Annotated in this window: 15 protein-coding genes and 2 tRNA genes; 13 read left to right on the top strand and 4 right to left on the bottom strand. The window is 25.3% G+C overall.

Translation table 11 applies throughout. The annotated features are described in order from the left end of the window. Positions 1 to 263: 263 nt before the first annotated feature. The 6 genes from U0T55_01810 (at position 264) to rplS (ending at position 5,180) form a co-directional block, all read left to right on the top strand. The gene (locus U0T55_01810) at positions 264 to 1,406 is read left to right on the top strand and encodes a chorismate mutase (GenBank protein ID XBC42655.1); all 1,143 of its coding nucleotides are present in this window, start codon (positions 264 to 266) and stop codon (positions 1,404 to 1,406) included. 356 nt (positions 1,407 to 1,762) lie between these two features. Then, positions 1,763 to 3,124, top strand: coding sequence for a signal recognition particle protein (gene ffh, locus U0T55_01815; protein ID XBC42656.1), 1,362 nt, complete (start codon positions 1,763 to 1,765; stop codon positions 3,122 to 3,124). 69 nt (positions 3,125 to 3,193) lie between these two features. Then, complete coding sequence (gene rpsP / locus U0T55_01820; GenBank protein XBC42657.1) at positions 3,194 to 3,457, top strand: 30S ribosomal protein S16; 264 nt, start codon at positions 3,194 to 3,196, stop codon at positions 3,455 to 3,457. Positions 3,458 to 3,774: 317 nt separating this feature from the next. Beyond that, complete coding sequence (locus tag U0T55_01825; GenBank protein ID XBC42658.1) at positions 3,775 to 4,008, top strand: hypothetical protein; 234 nt, start codon at positions 3,775 to 3,777, stop codon at positions 4,006 to 4,008. A gap of 25 nt (positions 4,009 to 4,033) precedes the next feature. Further along, positions 4,034 to 4,786, top strand: a complete 753-nt coding sequence (gene trmD / locus U0T55_01830) for a tRNA (guanosine(37)-N1)-methyltransferase TrmD (protein ID XBC43071.1) — start codon at positions 4,034 to 4,036, stop codon at positions 4,784 to 4,786. Positions 4,787 to 4,826: 40 nt separating this feature from the next. Next, positions 4,827 to 5,180 carry a 50S ribosomal protein L19 gene (gene rplS, locus U0T55_01835; protein ID XBC43072.1) on the top strand — a complete coding sequence of 118 codons (354 nt, stop codon included), beginning with the start codon at positions 4,827 to 4,829 and terminating at the stop codon, positions 5,178 to 5,180. A 163-nt stretch (positions 5,181 to 5,343) separates the two neighbouring features. Here rplS and tldD read toward each other — a convergent pair whose 3' ends face one another. Beyond that, positions 5,344 to 6,801 carry a metalloprotease TldD gene (tldD, locus tag U0T55_01840; protein ID XBC42659.1) on the bottom strand — a complete coding sequence of 486 codons (1,458 nt, stop codon included), beginning with the start codon at positions 6,799 to 6,801 and terminating at the stop codon, positions 5,344 to 5,346. Positions 6,802 to 7,200: 399 nt separating this feature from the next. Between tldD and aroQ the strand changes: the two genes are divergently transcribed. Next, a complete protein-coding gene (aroQ, locus tag U0T55_01845; protein ID XBC42660.1) occupies positions 7,201 to 7,659 on the top strand; it encodes a type II 3-dehydroquinate dehydratase in 459 nt (152 codons plus the stop codon). 154 nt (positions 7,660 to 7,813) lie between these two features. On the opposite strand, the gene rluD is transcribed toward aroQ, so the two are convergent. After that, positions 7,814 to 8,791, bottom strand: a complete 978-nt coding sequence (gene rluD / locus U0T55_01850; protein ID XBC42661.1) for a 23S rRNA pseudouridine(1911/1915/1917) synthase RluD — start codon at positions 8,789 to 8,791, stop codon at positions 7,814 to 7,816. A 321-nt stretch (positions 8,792 to 9,112) separates the two neighbouring features. Between rluD and alaS the strand changes: the two genes are divergently transcribed. From alaS to U0T55_01880, 6 genes are all read left to right on the top strand, one after another. Next, a complete protein-coding gene (gene alaS / locus U0T55_01855; protein XBC42662.1) occupies positions 9,113 to 11,722 on the top strand; it encodes an alanine--tRNA ligase in 2,610 nt (869 codons plus the stop codon). A gap of 158 nt (positions 11,723 to 11,880) precedes the next feature. Next, a complete protein-coding gene (gene csrA / locus U0T55_01860; protein ID XBC42663.1) occupies positions 11,881 to 12,066 on the top strand; it encodes a carbon storage regulator CsrA in 186 nt (61 codons plus the stop codon). 233 nt (positions 12,067 to 12,299) lie between these two features. After that, a tRNA-Ser gene (locus tag U0T55_01865) sits at positions 12,300 to 12,387 on the top strand. Between the two features lie 12 nt (positions 12,388 to 12,399). Continuing rightward, a tRNA-Arg gene (locus U0T55_01870) sits at positions 12,400 to 12,473 on the top strand. 141 nt (positions 12,474 to 12,614) lie between these two features. Next, positions 12,615 to 14,159, top strand: a complete 1,545-nt coding sequence (gshA, locus tag U0T55_01875; protein XBC42664.1) for a glutamate--cysteine ligase — start codon at positions 12,615 to 12,617, stop codon at positions 14,157 to 14,159. A 266-nt stretch (positions 14,160 to 14,425) separates the two neighbouring features. After that, positions 14,426 to 15,154: an endonuclease gene (locus U0T55_01880; protein ID XBC42665.1), complete on the top strand. Its 729-nt coding sequence runs from the start codon at positions 14,426 to 14,428 to the stop codon at positions 15,152 to 15,154. Positions 15,155 to 15,279: 125 nt separating this feature from the next. Here the strand turns inward: U0T55_01880 and U0T55_01885 are convergent, their stop codons facing one another. Further along, entirely contained in the window at positions 15,280 to 15,867 is a 588-nt protein-coding gene (locus U0T55_01885) for a 5-formyltetrahydrofolate cyclo-ligase (GenBank protein XBC42666.1), read from the bottom strand. A gap of 66 nt (positions 15,868 to 15,933) precedes the next feature. After that, entirely contained in the window at positions 15,934 to 16,218 is a 285-nt protein-coding gene (gene zapA, locus U0T55_01890) for a cell division protein ZapA (GenBank protein ID XBC42667.1), read from the bottom strand. Between the last annotated feature and the right edge of the window lie 248 nt (positions 16,219 to 16,466).

Raw genomic sequence — 16,466 nt, forward strand, 5'->3', positions numbered from 1 at the left:
AAAAGTTAACATCTAAAATGCTTAAACATAATGAAAACGTTATGTGAATATATTTCTCTACCTTGAATTTATAATACTTATCAGGCAATATTGCACGATAAAAACTTCAATTGATTTATACTCATATAATTAAATTTAAAATGCTATTATTCTTAAATAAGAACGTAATTTCAACATAGAATATTATTATAAATTTCAACAAAAACACAAAAAAATAATTTTTTAAAATTATACATTAAATTCAGATAGAAAGGTAGTACAATATGACGTCTATGAGTGCTTTACTAGCCTTACGCAATATTATTAATACTGTAGATAAAAATTTAATTACTTTACTCGCTAAAAGAAAAAAAATAGCAATACAAATAGCGGAAATAAAAGCTAAAAAAAACTATCCGATAAAAGATATAGAAAGAGAACAATCATTGCTAAATGATCTTATTGCGTTTGGAAAAATAAACAACCTTGATAAAAAATATATTTATAATTTATTTAGTATTATCATTAACAATTCAATTATAACTCAAAATAATTGGATAAAAAATAACCATTACCAAAACGAAAAATTAAAAAGTTTTTCTTTTCTTGGTGACTTCGGATCATATTCTTATGAAGCTACTCAAAAATACGCTAAAAAATATTACCAATTTTTTAAAAAAAACTATTGCAATAATTTTCAAGAAATCATCAACCACGTAGAACAAAATAAATCTGATTATGCAGTACTACCCATTGAAAATAATACCTCTGGATCAATTCATGAAACATATACTATTTTAATACACACTCAATTATCAATAATTGGAGAAATTAATATTCCTATCAATCACTGTTTACTATCTCAGCAAGAAACTCAATTCGTTAACATTAAAACAATTTATAGTCATAAACAACCATTTATACAATGCAACAAATTTATTAAACATTTTCCTGATTGGAAACTAAAATATACCGATAGTACAACTGACGCAATGAAAACAGTATCTAATGATACTAATTTCAGATCTGCCGCATTAGGAAATGAAAAATGTAAGAAAAAATATCAATTAAAAGTGATATCTAGAAATATTTCTGATTTAAAAAATAATGCAACTCGATTTATAATATTAAGAAAAAAAAACAAAGATGTGCCAACGAATATACCATCTATAACAACAATTATGATATCAATCAAAAATAATAATCACCTAATTGAAGAAATAGTTCAAATACTCAAAAAATACAATTTAAAAATTAGGCAACTAAAATCTCATATTCTTTCTAAAACATCATCAGATGTAATAATATTTATTGATATTAAAAATCATATTAGCACTAATCAAATGAAAAAAACTCTTTACGAATTAAAAAACATTACTTCAGTTAAAACATTAGGATGTTATCCAGCAGATAAATATCCTTTATAATTCTATAAGTTACCATAATCTTTAATACAGCTCTATTTAATCCACATAGGAAAATAGAGCATTATACTTTGGTTCTTTTAAAAAAATGTTCTAAAACAATATTTATAAAATTCAAATAAAATACATACGTTATTATGAAATAAAAAACTAAAAACATGTTATTTATACTATTTTTATATTCAATTCATATTATAAATAATGATATTATATTAATTTATGATTGATGCTAAAATTAAAATATACGCAATCTAATTACGCAATTAAATTTCAAAGTTATATTTAAAATACCAAAAATAAATCTAATTCTTCTAAAAAACTTACTAAAATAATTTTTAATTAACTATAGAGTAAAAGTTATGTTTAACAATTTAACCGATAAATTTTTAAAAATTTTTAATAAACTTTCTAACAGAGGAAGATTAACTGAAAATAATATAAAAGAAACTTTAAGAGAAGTAAGAAAAACTTTGCTAGAAGCAGATGTTGCATTATCAGTAGTACGAAGTTTTATAGATTCTGTATCAAAGAGCGCTATTGGTAGTAATATCAATAAAAGTTTCACTCCTGGACAAGAACTAATAAAAATAGTAAAAGAAAAATTAACGAAAATATTAGGAAAAGGAAACAATGATTTAAATTTATCAAAACAAGTCCCAACGGTAATAATGGTAATTGGACTACAAGGACAAGGAAAAACAACAAGTATAACAAAGTTAGGAAAAATGATACAAGACACCTATAAGAAAAAAATTTTAGCAGTATCTACAGACATATATAGACCTGCAGCCATAAAACAATTAGAACTATTATCGAAAAAAGCAAAAATTGATTTCTACCCTTCAAATACCAATCAAAATCCAATAATAATAGCTAAAGAAGCGTTAAAATTCGCTAAATTAAAATTGTATGATACATTATTAATTGATACTGCTGGGAGATTGCATATTGACGAATATATGATGAATGAAATTTCAAATATATATGAAGAAACGAAACCTATAGAAACTCTACTAGTTATTGATGCTATGATAGGTCAAGATGCAGTAAATATTGCTCATAAATTTAGTAATAATATACCTATTACCGGATTTATTATAACTAAAACAGATAGTGATGCCAGAGCAGGCATTATACTCTCAATGAAATATATTACACAAAAACCAATTAAATTCATAAGTACTGGAGAAAAATTGAATGAATTTGAAGTATTTCATTCCAATAGAGTTGTAAACCGAATTCTCGGAATGGGTGATGTTTTATCTATTATAGAAAATATTGAAAAAAAAATTAATAAAAAAAACATTAAAAAATTAACTTATACAATAAAAAGTCGAGAAAAATTTGATTACCACGATTTATTAATACAAATAAAACAAATTAAAAAACTGGGAAATATCACTACAATATTAGGAAAATTACCAAAAAAAACGAAAATATTTAATTCCATTCACAATAATATAAATGAAAAACTATTATTACAAATGGAAACTATAATATATTCTATGACTTCAAAAGAAAAAAAACAACCAGAACTTATAAAAGGATCAAGAAAACGTCGAATTGCAAAAGGATCAGGGTTATCAATACAGGAAATAAATTTGCTATTAAAACAATTTAATAACATAAAAAAAATAATACAAATGATCAAAAAAGGTGGAATAAATAAAATGATGAGAGGAATAAGTAGCATAATAAACAATACATCTTTAAAATCATAAACTATTTTTATAAAATAATTTTTTAAGTTATACTATTTAAAAAAGTACAATTACTAAAAGGTAAGTATTATGGTAAAAATTCGTTTGTCAAGAGTAGGAGTTAAAAAACGCCCATTTTATCAAGTTATTATCGCTGATAGCCGATGTCCTAGAAATGGAAGATTTATTGAAAAAGTAGGATTTTTTAATCCAATACCATCACAAAATCCTAGTAATGATATTTATATAAATTATACTAGAATAAAATATTGGATAAAAAATGGAGCGTTAATGTCTAGTAGAGTCAAGCACTTAATTAAAAATTTTTCTAAAATAAAAAATAAAAAGGTGTAATCTATTATAAAAATTAAAAAACAACATTCTAAACATTTAATTATTGCTAAATTTGGAATTCCTCATGGTATATTAGGATGGATTCGTATATTTTCGTTTACAGAAAAAAAACAAAACATTTTCAATTATCATCCTTGGCACATTCAAAATAATACCAAGAAAACAACTATTGATGTTCAAAGTTGGAAAGATAAAAAAAAATACTTCATCGTAAAGATAAAAAATATTATTGATCGTTCTTCAGCTCAAAAACTAACTAATAGTTACATAATCATTAACGAAAATAAATTACCGCCGTTAAAAAACGATGATTATTATTGGAAAGATATAATAAATTGTACCGTATTCGATATAAAAAAAAAATACTAGGAAAAGTAACAGATTTAATTGCAACATCATCAAATGATGTCCTCGTTGTTAATAAAATAATATCAAAATCAAATCATATCCAAAAAAACATGTTAATACCTTTTATTAATAAAACAGTTATTAAAAAAGTTGACATTACTAAAAAAATAATTATAGTAGATTGGGAATATACTTTTGAATAAAAAAATTTTAAAAAAAAAAGCATTATTGCATATAGGAATAATTAGTATCTTTCCAAACATGTTTCATACCGTAATCAATTATGGAATTACTAGAAAAGCCATTCATAAAGGAATAATGAAACTTGATATCTTTAATCCAAGAAATTACACAAAAAATAAATATCGAAATGTCGATAATCGTCCTTACGGAGGAGGACCTGGTATGCTTATGCAAGCACAACCATTAAAATTGGCCATTGAAAATGCAAAATCTAAATTAGAATGTGATGCAAAAGTACTTTATTTATCGCCGAAAGGATGTAAAATAAATCAAGAAAAAATTGTGCAGTTATCAAAAACGCAACACATAATTTTGTTATGCGGTAGATACAAGGGAATAGACGAACGACTTATACATAGCAAAATAATAAATGAAGAAATATCTATTGGCGATTACATTCTTAGCGGGGGAGAATTACCCGCTATGATCTTAATTGATATGATATGTCGATTACTTCCTGGTTCTTTAAACGCGATAAAATCAAAACAACATGATTCGTTTTATAAAGGACTATTAGATTGTCCTCATTACACTCGACCAAAAATTTTTCATAATATAGAAGTTCCTGACGTTCTATTATCTGGAAATCACAAAAAAATAAAAACGTGGAGACTACAACAATCACTAGGGCAAACTTGGATAAAAAGACCAGATTTATTGAATAACATCACACTTACAAAAGAAGAACACAATTTATTAGAACAATTTAAAGCAAAAAAATTAAAATCAAAAACATGAAAAAACTATTGAAATATAAAAAATATATTAGGAAAGTATTATTGTGAACATAATTCAAATAATAGAAAAAGAACAGATAAAAAAAACTCTTCCTACTTTTAAAACAGGAGATACTATAGAAATGAAAATATGGGTAGTAGAAGGATCAAAAAAACGAATACAATCATTTGAAGGCATAGTTATAGCTAAACGAAATAGACATTTGAACTATTCTTTTTGTGTACGTAAAATATCCAATGGATATGCTGTAGAACGCGTATTTCATGCTAATTCGCCTAATATCGAAACTATATATATCAAAAAGCATGGTGATGTTAGAAAATCAAAACTATACTATTTAAGAAATAGGACAGGAAAATCAGCTAAAATAAAGGAATTATTAATAAAAAAATAACATGTTTTCAAAAGTATGCTATTCATTTTCCATATAAATACGCGAGATATTTATCATGCAGTCATACTAACTATAATTTGACTGCATAATCTCTATAAGAAATTATATCCATTTATTAGTTCTTATATAGTTCCACATAGTTAACTGAATAAAATAATAAAGATTATACTATTTGTTCCGTTCCTCCTATCGTAATATTATTTAATTTTATTGTCGGCTGACCTACACCTACTGGAATACTTTGTCCGTTCTTTACGCATGTTCCTACTCCTCCATCTATTAATAAGTCATTTCCAACCATAGAGATTTCTTGCATCACGTTACTACCTGATCCAATTAACATTGCATTTTTTATAGAATTAGAAATTTTTCCTTTTTTTACCAAATACGCCTCAGAAGTAGAGAATACAAAATTTCCAGAAGTAATATCTACTTGTCCGCCACTGAAATTTAATGCATATATTCCGTATTCAATACTGTTAATAATATCATTTGGAGTCGAACTTCCTGATAACATATATGTATTAGTCATACGAGGAAAAGGCAAATGAGCATATGACTCTCTTCTACCATTACCTGTAGGATTTACACCCATTAGTCGAGAATTAAATTTATCTTGGATATAACTTTTTAAAATTCCATTTTCTATTAACACATTATATTGACTTGGAACACCTTCATCATCAATAGTTAGAGACCCTCTTTTATTTTTAATAGTCCCATCATCTACAATAGTACATAATTCTGAAGCAACTTTTTGTCCAATTTTATCAGTAAAAACCGAAGTACCTTGACGATTAAAATCTCCTTCTAATCCATGCCCAACTGCTTCATGTAATAAAATCCCTGGCCATCCTGAACCTAATACTACTGGAAACATGCCTGAAGGGGCTTCTTGAGCGGATAGATTAACTAAAGCAATCCTCACTGCTTCTCTAGCATAATATTCTAATAAAGGCATACCAGATACATAGTTATCTAAAAAAAAAGTATATCCCTCTCGACCTCCTCCTCCACTGAAACCATATTCACGTTTACCATTATGTTCAACTATTACACAAACCGAAATACGAACTAAAGGACGAATATCAGCTGCTAAACTACCATCTGTAGCAGCTACTAATACCTGATCATATTCGCCACTTAAAGTAGCGTTTACACTAATTACGCGATGATCTACACTTCTAGCAATAGAATTAATCTTATAAAGAATATTTACTTTTTCTTTAGAATCAAAATTAGTTAATAAATTATCTGAAGTATACAAAGATGTATTTTTAACCACTAAAAAAGGTTTTATGCGAATAGAACGAGTTTTTTCTAAGATACTACTAGATAAACATACGCTTTCTCTCAATGTATTCAACGTAATACTATCTGAATAAGAAAAACCAGTACTTTCTCCTGATATAACTCTTACTCCTACACCTTGATTAAGATTAAAAGTACCTTCTCTAACAATATTATCTTCTAACGTCCATGATTCATGACTATTAGATTGAAAATAAAAATCAGAATAATCTATTGTATTTTTTGAGATATCATCTAACATCTCAAAAATATTTTGATAAGTAATTTTATTTGCAGTTAATAAACACTCAGTAACTGAATTAAGAACCATTATAACTCGCTTATTTTAAATATAAATATACATCCAATTAAATGTTTACGTATACATTGTTATTATATTTTGAATAAAGTATTACATCAATTGATATATATAAAAACATAATAGAATTAATACCAATTTTTTATATTACACTTGTAATATAGAAAAATAATCAATAAAAATAATAATTTTCAATTAATACTTTATAAAAAATTTTATTACTTCAATAAAAAATGATTTTAAAATATATTCGTTTCACTCCACCTATACGCATTCATACGCTATCATTGACATTTATACACAATATTTATTTAATAAATATTAAATTTGTGCGATAAAACATCGAATTTATACATAATGATGTATAATACTTATAAATTAAATATTTTACGTTATTTATTAAAAAATTATATGAAACTTTTTTACAATATCTTGATAATAAATGGTCCTAATCTCAACCTATTAGGAGAAAGAGAACCACATATTTATGGAAGTACTACATTAACGCAATTAATAAAAAAATTAGATGAAAAAGGTAAACTACTAAACGCTAATATACATCATGTACAATCTAATTCAGAAAGTAAATTAATTAAAAGCATTCACGATTCTAATAAAAAAATGGATTATATTATAATCAATGCAGGTGCTTTTACGCATACTAGTATAGCATTACGTGATGCATTAATGAGCATTAACATACCTTTTATAGAAGTACATATTTCCAATATTTATTCACGCGAAAATTTTCGATCACATTCATGGCTATCCGATATTTCATCTGGAGTTATCTGCGGACTTGGATTAGATGGATATTTTTTGGCTTTAAAAACAGCTATCAAAAGAGTAAAACAAAAACAAAAAACATAAAATTTATATTTAAATAATTAAATAAAACTTTGCTATCAATTATACATTACTAATATAAAAAACTAATTATATAATATAAAATACTATAATATAATGCAATTATACTTAAGCTAAAAAATAGAGTAATAACCTAAATCAGTTTAAATTAAAACATTTAAGATGGTGATCGTGTTAACTTATCTTCGCTTACATTTAATTGATTTAATAAAATTGAAATATCTTGAGGTAAATTACTATTCCATTCCATACGTACTTTTTTTATAGGATGTTCTAAACTAAGTTTACTTGCATGCAATGCTTGTCTAGGAAAAGATCGAACTGTATTACGCAAAGAAAAAACAACATTTTTACAAAATTTATGTTTATTACCATACACACGATCCCCTATTAACGGATGATTAATACTTAACATGTGTACTCTAATTTGATGAGTTCGCCCTGTTTCTAATGTAATAACTAAATGAGTATGACAATAAAAACGTTTCATAACTCTATAATGAGTAATAGCTTTTTTCCCCGCAACGCTAGTAGTCATGGAAGTACGTTTTAACGGATGTCGTTTAATAGGTTTACAAATTGTTCCTCCAGAAATAACTCGACCATGTACTACAGCTTCATATTGTCGAACTATTTTTCTAGACTTCATTGAACTAACTAAATTATCGTAAGATTTGATATTTTTTGCAATCACCATTAATCCAGTAGTATTTTTATCTAATCTATGGACAATTCCAGATCTAGGAACATTAAAAAAACAACTATCTTTATATAATAATGCATTTAATAAAGTTCCATCTTCATGACCAGGTCCAGGATGAACAACTAAATCAACTTGTTTATTAATCACTAAAATGTCTTCATCTTCATAAACAATATTTAAAGGAATATTTTGAGAATTGTCAACATTTTTTACAGAAGTAATATTATTAACAGTGATTTTATCTCCACATATTACTTTTGTATTAGGCTTATTAAAAACAACATCATTTACATTAACTTGGCAGTTTACAATCCATTTCTTTACACAAGTACGAGAATATCCACTAAATAATTGCAATATAGCTTTGTCCAATCGCATTTTAGATGGAATAATATCAGACATAATAACAGTTACATTTTTAGTATTGATCATAAAATATTCTAAAAAAAGAAATTATAAATACATAGTATAGCAAAAAAAAACATTTTCTAATTTTAATTAGAATCGATCGTATAACCATTTTCTATATTAATAACATTGATATTATTACTTAAAAAATTTATTGTTATATAATAAATTATCCTACTACCTTAATATAATTTTAAAATTTACCTCTTATATTTTAAATAAAACAAAAAATAGTTCTCATAAAATATATTTATAAATTATAAATGAATTTTTAATCACATATGAGTTATAACATCCAATAATTTTATTAAAAAAATGAAAAAAACCACTAATGAAATAAAACAAATGTTTTTACACTTCTTTAAAGAAAAAAAACATACTGTTATTCCAGGAAGTAGCTTAATTCCATTAAACGATTCTTCGTTACTATTTACTAATGCTGGAATGAATCAATTTAAAGATATATTTTTACAAAAAGATCACGACTTCAAATATACTCGAGTAGTTACAGTTCAAAACTGTCTCAGAACAGGAGGAAAACATAACGACTTTGACAACGTGGGATATACATCTAAACACCATACATTTTTTGAAATGTTAGGTAATTTTAGCTTCGGAGATTACTTTAAAAAAGAAGCTATTACATATGCATGGGAATTTCTCACATCAAAAAAATGGTTAAATATATCTTCAGAAAAATTATGGATTACTGTATATAAAGACGATCTAGAATCTTATAACATATGGAAAAATATTATTAATATACAAGAACAAAAAATTATTAAAATAGGGCATAAAAAACACAATAAATATGCCTCCGATAACTTTTGGCAAATGGGAAACACAGGTCCATGCGGCCCATCTACAGAAATTTTTTATGACAAAGGACATCAATTATTTGGAAAACCTCCTGGATACAATACAGACAACGGAGAACGATTTGTCGAAATTTGGAATATCGTATTTATGCAATTCAATAAGATAAATGATAAAAACGTTGTAAAATTATCCAAACCTTCAGTTGATACAGGAATGGGATTAGAACGTATTTCAGCAATCATACAAAATGTGATTTCTAATTATGAAATTGACGTATTCCAACCATTATTAAACTTAATTAAAAAAATGAGCAACAATTCTAACTTTGATTACAAACATATGTATGTTATTGCAGATCACATTCGATCTAGTGCTTTTATTATATCCGAAAATATTACTCCTTCTAATGAAAAACACGGTTATGTTCTGAGAAGAATCATTAGAAGAGCTGTAAGGCATGGACATTATATTGGAATCAAAGGACTATTTTTATATAAGCTAATCCCTACTTTAATACATTCCATGGGAGAACATGCTTATATTTTAAAAAAGAAACAAAAACAAATAGAAACTATATTAAAATTAGAAGAAAACAAGTTTATCTGTACCCTGGAAAAAGGATTAAGATTACTTGAAACAGAAATTAAAAAGCTTAAAAACAATACTATTAGTGAAAAATTAATTTTTGAATTATACGATACATTTGGTTTTCCTATAGACCTAACCATAGAAATTTGTCGTGAAAAAAATATTTTCGTAAATCTCGTAGAACTTAAAAAATATCAAAAAAATCAACGAAAAAAAACAAACGAAAAAAAAATTTGTAAAATAAGCAACATTAACATTAATACTCCCATAAATAATGCTTTGTCATCTAATTTTATAGGATATAATACTATAGAAACGCAATCATATATAATAGGTATGATTTGCAATAATTCATATTGTACAACTATATCAGACAATGATACAGCCATATTGATATTAGAAAATACTCCTTTTTACGCAGAATTAGGAGGACAAATTGGTGATACCGGAACAATTAAAAATATACACGGAAATTTTATAGTTTACAATACTAAAAAATACGGAAATGCTATTGGACATATTGGTAAGTTAATATCAGGACATCTAAATGTTCGCAGTAGAGTCCTAGCTAAAATTAATTATGATCGAAGAGTATTAATTCAAATTAATCATTCTGCTACTCATTTACTATATTCTTCATTACGAATGATATTAGGAAATCATATTTTTCAAAAAGGCTCTTACATCACAGATCAATTTTTACGATTTGATTTCTCTCATCATTCCCCGATACATTTAAATGATATACAAAAAATTGAAAATATGGTCAATATGAAAATTAGTCATAATATATTAATTAAAACAGATATCATGACGTTAAACGAAGCACGAAAAAAAAATATTATAGCTCTATTTCAAGATAAATATACTGAAATAGTTCGTGTTCTTTCGATTAACGATTTTTCAATTGAATTATGCGCAGGTACTCACACTAAAAGAACAGGAAACATAGGTTTATTCAAAATTACTACTGAAAAAGGTATATCATCTGGAACTAGAAGAATAGAAGCAAAAACTGGTCAAATAGCCTTATCTAGTATTCATAAACAAGAAATAGAAATAGAAAATATTGCAACTATACTTAAAACTCACAACAAAAATATTAAAAGCAATGTTCAAGCTCTATTATTAAATAACAAAAAATTAGAAAGAAAGATAAATAAAATACATGAGCAAGAAATATGCAAAATAGTTAATAAACTTAGTAAAAATTTTATCTTAATAAAATCTATAAAAATAATCATACATACATTTAAAAACCAAAAACCTGAAACGTTAAGAAACATAATAGATAAAATCAAAAACCAATTAAAATCAGTTATCATTATATTAGCAAATATTACTAATAACCATGCAACAATTATTGTAGGAATTACACCTAGTATATCGAAAAAAATTTCTGCTAACGAACTATTGCATATACTTTTACACAAGTTAAACGGAAAAGGAGGAGGAAAAATTTCTATAGCTGAAGGAGGAATAAAAAATTTAACTTTGTTAAAACAAGAATTAATTAATATAAAAAGTTGGATTAATTCTAAGTTATAAAACATTTAATTAAAATTAAATGTTTTAAAAATCACACAAAATGTTAAAATTACATATCATAGTATATGATATCATAAAATTTTTTATTTAGTTTAGTATTAGGCATCATGCCAACATTCGGATCGGTTGCATCTTTCAAAAGTTTTTAAGGAAAATACATGCTTATTCTAACTCGTCGAGTAGGGGAAACACTCATCATCGGTGATGAGATATCTGTAACAGTATTAGGTGTAAAAGGTAATCAAGTGCGTATTGGTGTAAACGCTCCTAAAACAATCTCAGTACATCGTGAAGAAATATATCAAAGAATTCAAGCTGAAAAAAGTCAAAAATCTAATTGCTAAAATATCAGCATCTTGCTTATCTTCTATCAAAGCGAGATGCTGTAATTACTTAACCTATTATTTTAAATTGTAAATTATAACATTAAATAATAATTGAATATAATACTACAATAACTATTTTTTAAAATTACTATACAATCTAAAATCAATATGATAACCTGATGCAAATTATATATAAATTATTAATTTACCACATAATACATTTTTAAAGTAATAACATTATAATATTGTTAGGTGAGATGGCCGAGTGGTTGAAGGCACTCCCCTGCTAAGGGAGTATGTAATACAATTGCATCGAGGGTTCGAATCCCTCTCTCACCGAAAAGCAAAATAGCATCCGTAGCTCAGTTGGATAGAGTACTCGGCTACGAACCGAGAGGTCGGAGGTTCAAATCCTTCCGGATGCAAAAAATTCTAGTAACTAACATTTCTCTATTAAAAATTCAATCCAAACTTTCTAATTTACGCATAAACTTGTTTACAAAATCATTATTAAAAAATGATATAATTAATGTTTTATATTACTTATATTTATTTCAGAGGTTACTTTGATTCCAAAAATACTACACAAAATCAATTGGTTAAAATCTAATCCAAAAATTATACAAAATATATTAAGAGGTGTTGAACGTGAAGCGTTACGCATAAATGTAAATGGAAAAATTTCTAAAAATGATCATCCTTATGTTTTAGGATCAGCTTTAACTCATAAATGGATTACAACGGATTTTTCTGAATCACTATTAGAACTTGTTACTCCACCTACTCACAATATAAACCATTTATTAAAAATTTTGCGTGATATTCACAGATTTGTAAATAAAAATATAGATAAAGAATATTTGTGGCCATTTAGTCTTCCTCCATTCGTGGATTCTACTAACTCTATAGCTTTAGCAAAATACGGAACATCTAATCTTGGAAGCATTAAGACATTATATAGAAAAGGATTAAATAACAGATATGGTACACTAATGAATATTATTTCTGGAGTTCATTACAATTTTTCATTACCAATGGCATTTTGGAAAGAATGGAAATACAACAATAAAATAACCCAAAAAAACTTTGTTTCTAATGGATATTTATGTTTAATCAGAAATTTTTATCGATTTGGATGGATCATTCCTTATTTATTCGGTACATCACCAGCTATTGAACCATTTTTCATTGAAAATAAAAAACATAATTTAAACTTTATTAAAAAAAATGGGATGTTGTTTTTGCCGTGGTCTACTTCTTTGAGACTAAGTAGTTTAGGTTATACTAATCAATCCATTAAAAATTTAAAACTAACGTTTAATTCTTTAGATAACTATATATCATCGCTACAATATGGTTTGTATACAACGTCTGAAACATTTAACAAAATAGGACTAACAGATTTTTGTGGTAATAAGAAACAAATTAATACTAACATATTACAAATGGAGAATGAATTATATACTTATATTCGACCTAAAAGAACTACAACGTTTAACGAAACTATTTTAAATGCTTTAAAACAAAAAGGAATTCAATACATAGAAATACGATCATTAGATATAAATCCTTTTTCATGTATAGGAATTAAAAAAATACAAATATTACTATTAGATCTATTTTTAATTTGGTGCGTAATTGCCGATTCTCCAAAAATGACCAATAAAGATCTTCAATATCACTCTAAAAATTGGGAAATAGTTAGTCTAGAAGGAAGAAAACCTAAACAAACAGTGCGTATTAATGTATACCATCAAAAAAAATCACTAGAATCGATAGGAAAATATTTAATAGAAGGTTTTTTTCATATAGCAGAAATTTTGGACCATCAATCCCAAAGCAATCAATATCAAAAAACATGTCAAAAAATATTTAAATATTTTGATCACACTGATCTAACTTATTCTGAAAAAATTTTAAATCAATATATAAACAATACTATCCAAGATCTTGGAATCAAATTAGCTATAGAAAATAAAAGTAAATTAAAAAAAGAAAAATTAGAACAATTGTATAAAAATGATTTTATGAACGAAACATATCGCTCTCATTTCATGCAAAAAATAATAGAATTGAACGATAAATTGTATTCAAAAAAATTTTTTTATTAAAAATGCTATGATAATATTAATTTTAAAAACTAATAATTTTTAAAAAACCAATACATAGAAATAACTTTATGCGTTAATATAAAAAATTCATATTTAAATATAATACAAAAAATGCATATTAAACGTAATAAACAATATACTTCTTATGGAATCATATTAAACAAGTTATATACAAAAAATACATAATTATTGTAATTTAAAGTAAATTTTGTTTAAAATTTAAATGTATTTTGATAAACTATTATTTTTATAATGATTTAAATAAAATGCTAATTAAAACACTATTTATATTGTTGTCTTCTTTTATTACATTACCTTCTAATGAAAGTACAATGTATCAACATCATTATAGAAATTTTTATCAAACTAAATTACTAGCACAAGAAGTTAATGCTAATATACCAAGTTCATTTTACTGCGGTTGCAAAATATCGTGGATCAAAAAAAAAGGCATTCCACAACTAACATCTTGTGGTTATCGAATTCGAAAAAATACAAACAGAGCTAATCGAATAGAATGGGAACATGTAGTACCAGCATGGCAATTTGGGCATTTAAAAAAATGTTGGAAAAAAGGTGGAAGAAAAAATTGTGCTCACGATACAAATTATGAAAAAATAGAAACCGATTTACATAACTTACAACCTGTAATTGGAGAAATCAATGCAGACCGAAGTAATTTTATGTATGGAGAGCTAGATAAAAAACAAAAAAATCAATATGGGCGTTGTTCAATGAAAATTGATTTTAAAAATAAAATAGCAGAACCACCTGACAACTCTAAAGGAATCATTGCCAGAACCTACTTCTATATGAATCAAACCTATAAATTAAATATTTCTAATGAACAAATGAAATTATTTAATACATGGAATAAAAAATATCCTATTAGTATTTGGGAATGTAAAAGAGATACACTAATTTTTCAAATTCAAGGAAATCATAATCCTTACGTGTATTCTAATTGTACGAAAACTATTAAAAATAAGAACTAATCAAATGGACACCAACTAAAAAATTGACATATAATATTATTTGCATCAACACTAAACATATACAAAATTTATTATTGAGAGCATGTAGAACTAAAAGAGATAGTAACTATTGATACTATATTATATTAATAATTCCACGTCCATAATTTATTAGGTGTTAAAACTGCAGGTAAAGAAAATTCCCAAGGAAGAGGAACAATTTTATCAACTAATTGAAAATTGTAGGCTAATCCAATGGGGAAAAAACCTTTTTGTTTCCAATTACTTAAAATTTTGTCATAAAATCCTCCACCCATTCCTAAACGATAACCAAATTTATCAAAAGTCACTAGTGGAACAAAAATTACGTCCATGTCATTACAAGATAAAACCATATCTTTATGTAAAATTGGTTCAAAAATATTAAATGCATTTAATTTTAAACAAGTATTAGGAAAATATTGAGAAAATAATAATTTTTTATCCAAAATTGAGTCAATAATGGGCAAAAAAACATTATATTTTTTTTTCCATAATTTTAAAATTAATACGTGAGTATCAATTTCTCCATCAAAAGAAAAAAAAATAGCGACATTTTTAGCAACACGTAAATATTCGCAATAAAAAGCTAAATGAGAAATGTTTATAGATGAAACTATTTTTTCTTTCAATTTCACTGTTTTTCTCAATTTTCTAAAATACTCTCTTTGAATATTACGACTTATAAATAGCATAAAATAACATCACAAAAAATGAAAAAATGATTATACATCTATAAAAATTAATACATAATAATTATACTAAACTTTAATTATCTTCAATTTATTTAAATGCGAGATAATTTTTTTGGATCTTAAAATAATTTCTTTTATTTTTGATTTTTCATGCTCTAATTCATAAGATACATTTAACGCTGTTACAAACACTAAATGCTCTGTATTAGATACTCCAGTTTTAATCTTTAAATTCTGTAATTTTTTATTCAAACTATTAACTGCATTATATAAGTCATTTTTCAGCTCATTAGGGCAATTAACTTTTAATAATTGACCAAAAAGCTTGACTTCTATACATTGAACTGGCATTTTATTTATACTATCCAATATAAACCAATTAAATTATTTTAATAACATATTTAACGTTATTAATGAAAAAGACAACATTTGTAACATAGTATATATAAATTATTTAAATATCCACAAAATAATTATAATACATGCATAAGCATAAGTATTTACATCAATATGCAAGATTTTTTATACAACAATTTTAAAACTAAAAAAGAAAACATAAAATCTTAATTCACTAAAAATATATTTTTAAAAATGTTTTA

It is taken from the genome of Buchnera aphidicola (Kaburagia rhusicola ensigallis) (assembly GCA_039830025.1).
Classification (GTDB): Bacteria; Pseudomonadota; Gammaproteobacteria; order Enterobacterales; family Enterobacteriaceae; genus Buchnera_B; species Buchnera_B aphidicola_AW.

Coding starts and splice junctions, on each gene's coding strand:
- U0T55_01880 (XBC42665.1), top strand. CDS start 14,426: ATGCTAATTAAAACACTATTTATATTGTTGTCTTCTTTTATTACATTA.
- U0T55_01885 (XBC42666.1), bottom strand. CDS start 15,867: ATGCTATTTATAAGTCGTAATATTCAAAGAGAGTATTTTAGAAAATTG.
- aroQ (XBC42660.1), top strand. CDS start 7,201: ATGAAACTTTTTTACAATATCTTGATAATAAATGGTCCTAATCTCAAC.
- csrA (XBC42663.1), top strand. CDS start 11,881: ATGCTTATTCTAACTCGTCGAGTAGGGGAAACACTCATCATCGGTGAT.
- rluD (XBC42661.1), bottom strand. CDS start 8,791: ATGATCAATACTAAAAATGTAACTGTTATTATGTCTGATATTATTCCA.
- tldD (XBC42659.1), bottom strand. CDS start 6,801: ATGGTTCTTAATTCAGTTACTGAGTGTTTATTAACTGCAAATAAAATT.
- rpsP (XBC42657.1), top strand. CDS start 3,194: ATGGTAAAAATTCGTTTGTCAAGAGTAGGAGTTAAAAAACGCCCATTT.
- ffh (XBC42656.1), top strand. CDS start 1,763: ATGTTTAACAATTTAACCGATAAATTTTTAAAAATTTTTAATAAACTT.
- U0T55_01810 (XBC42655.1), top strand. CDS start 264: ATGACGTCTATGAGTGCTTTACTAGCCTTACGCAATATTATTAATACT.
- zapA (XBC42667.1), bottom strand. CDS start 16,218: ATGCCAGTTCAATGTATAGAAGTCAAGCTTTTTGGTCAATTATTAAAA.
- alaS (XBC42662.1), top strand. CDS start 9,113: ATGTTTTTACACTTCTTTAAAGAAAAAAAACATACTGTTATTCCAGGA.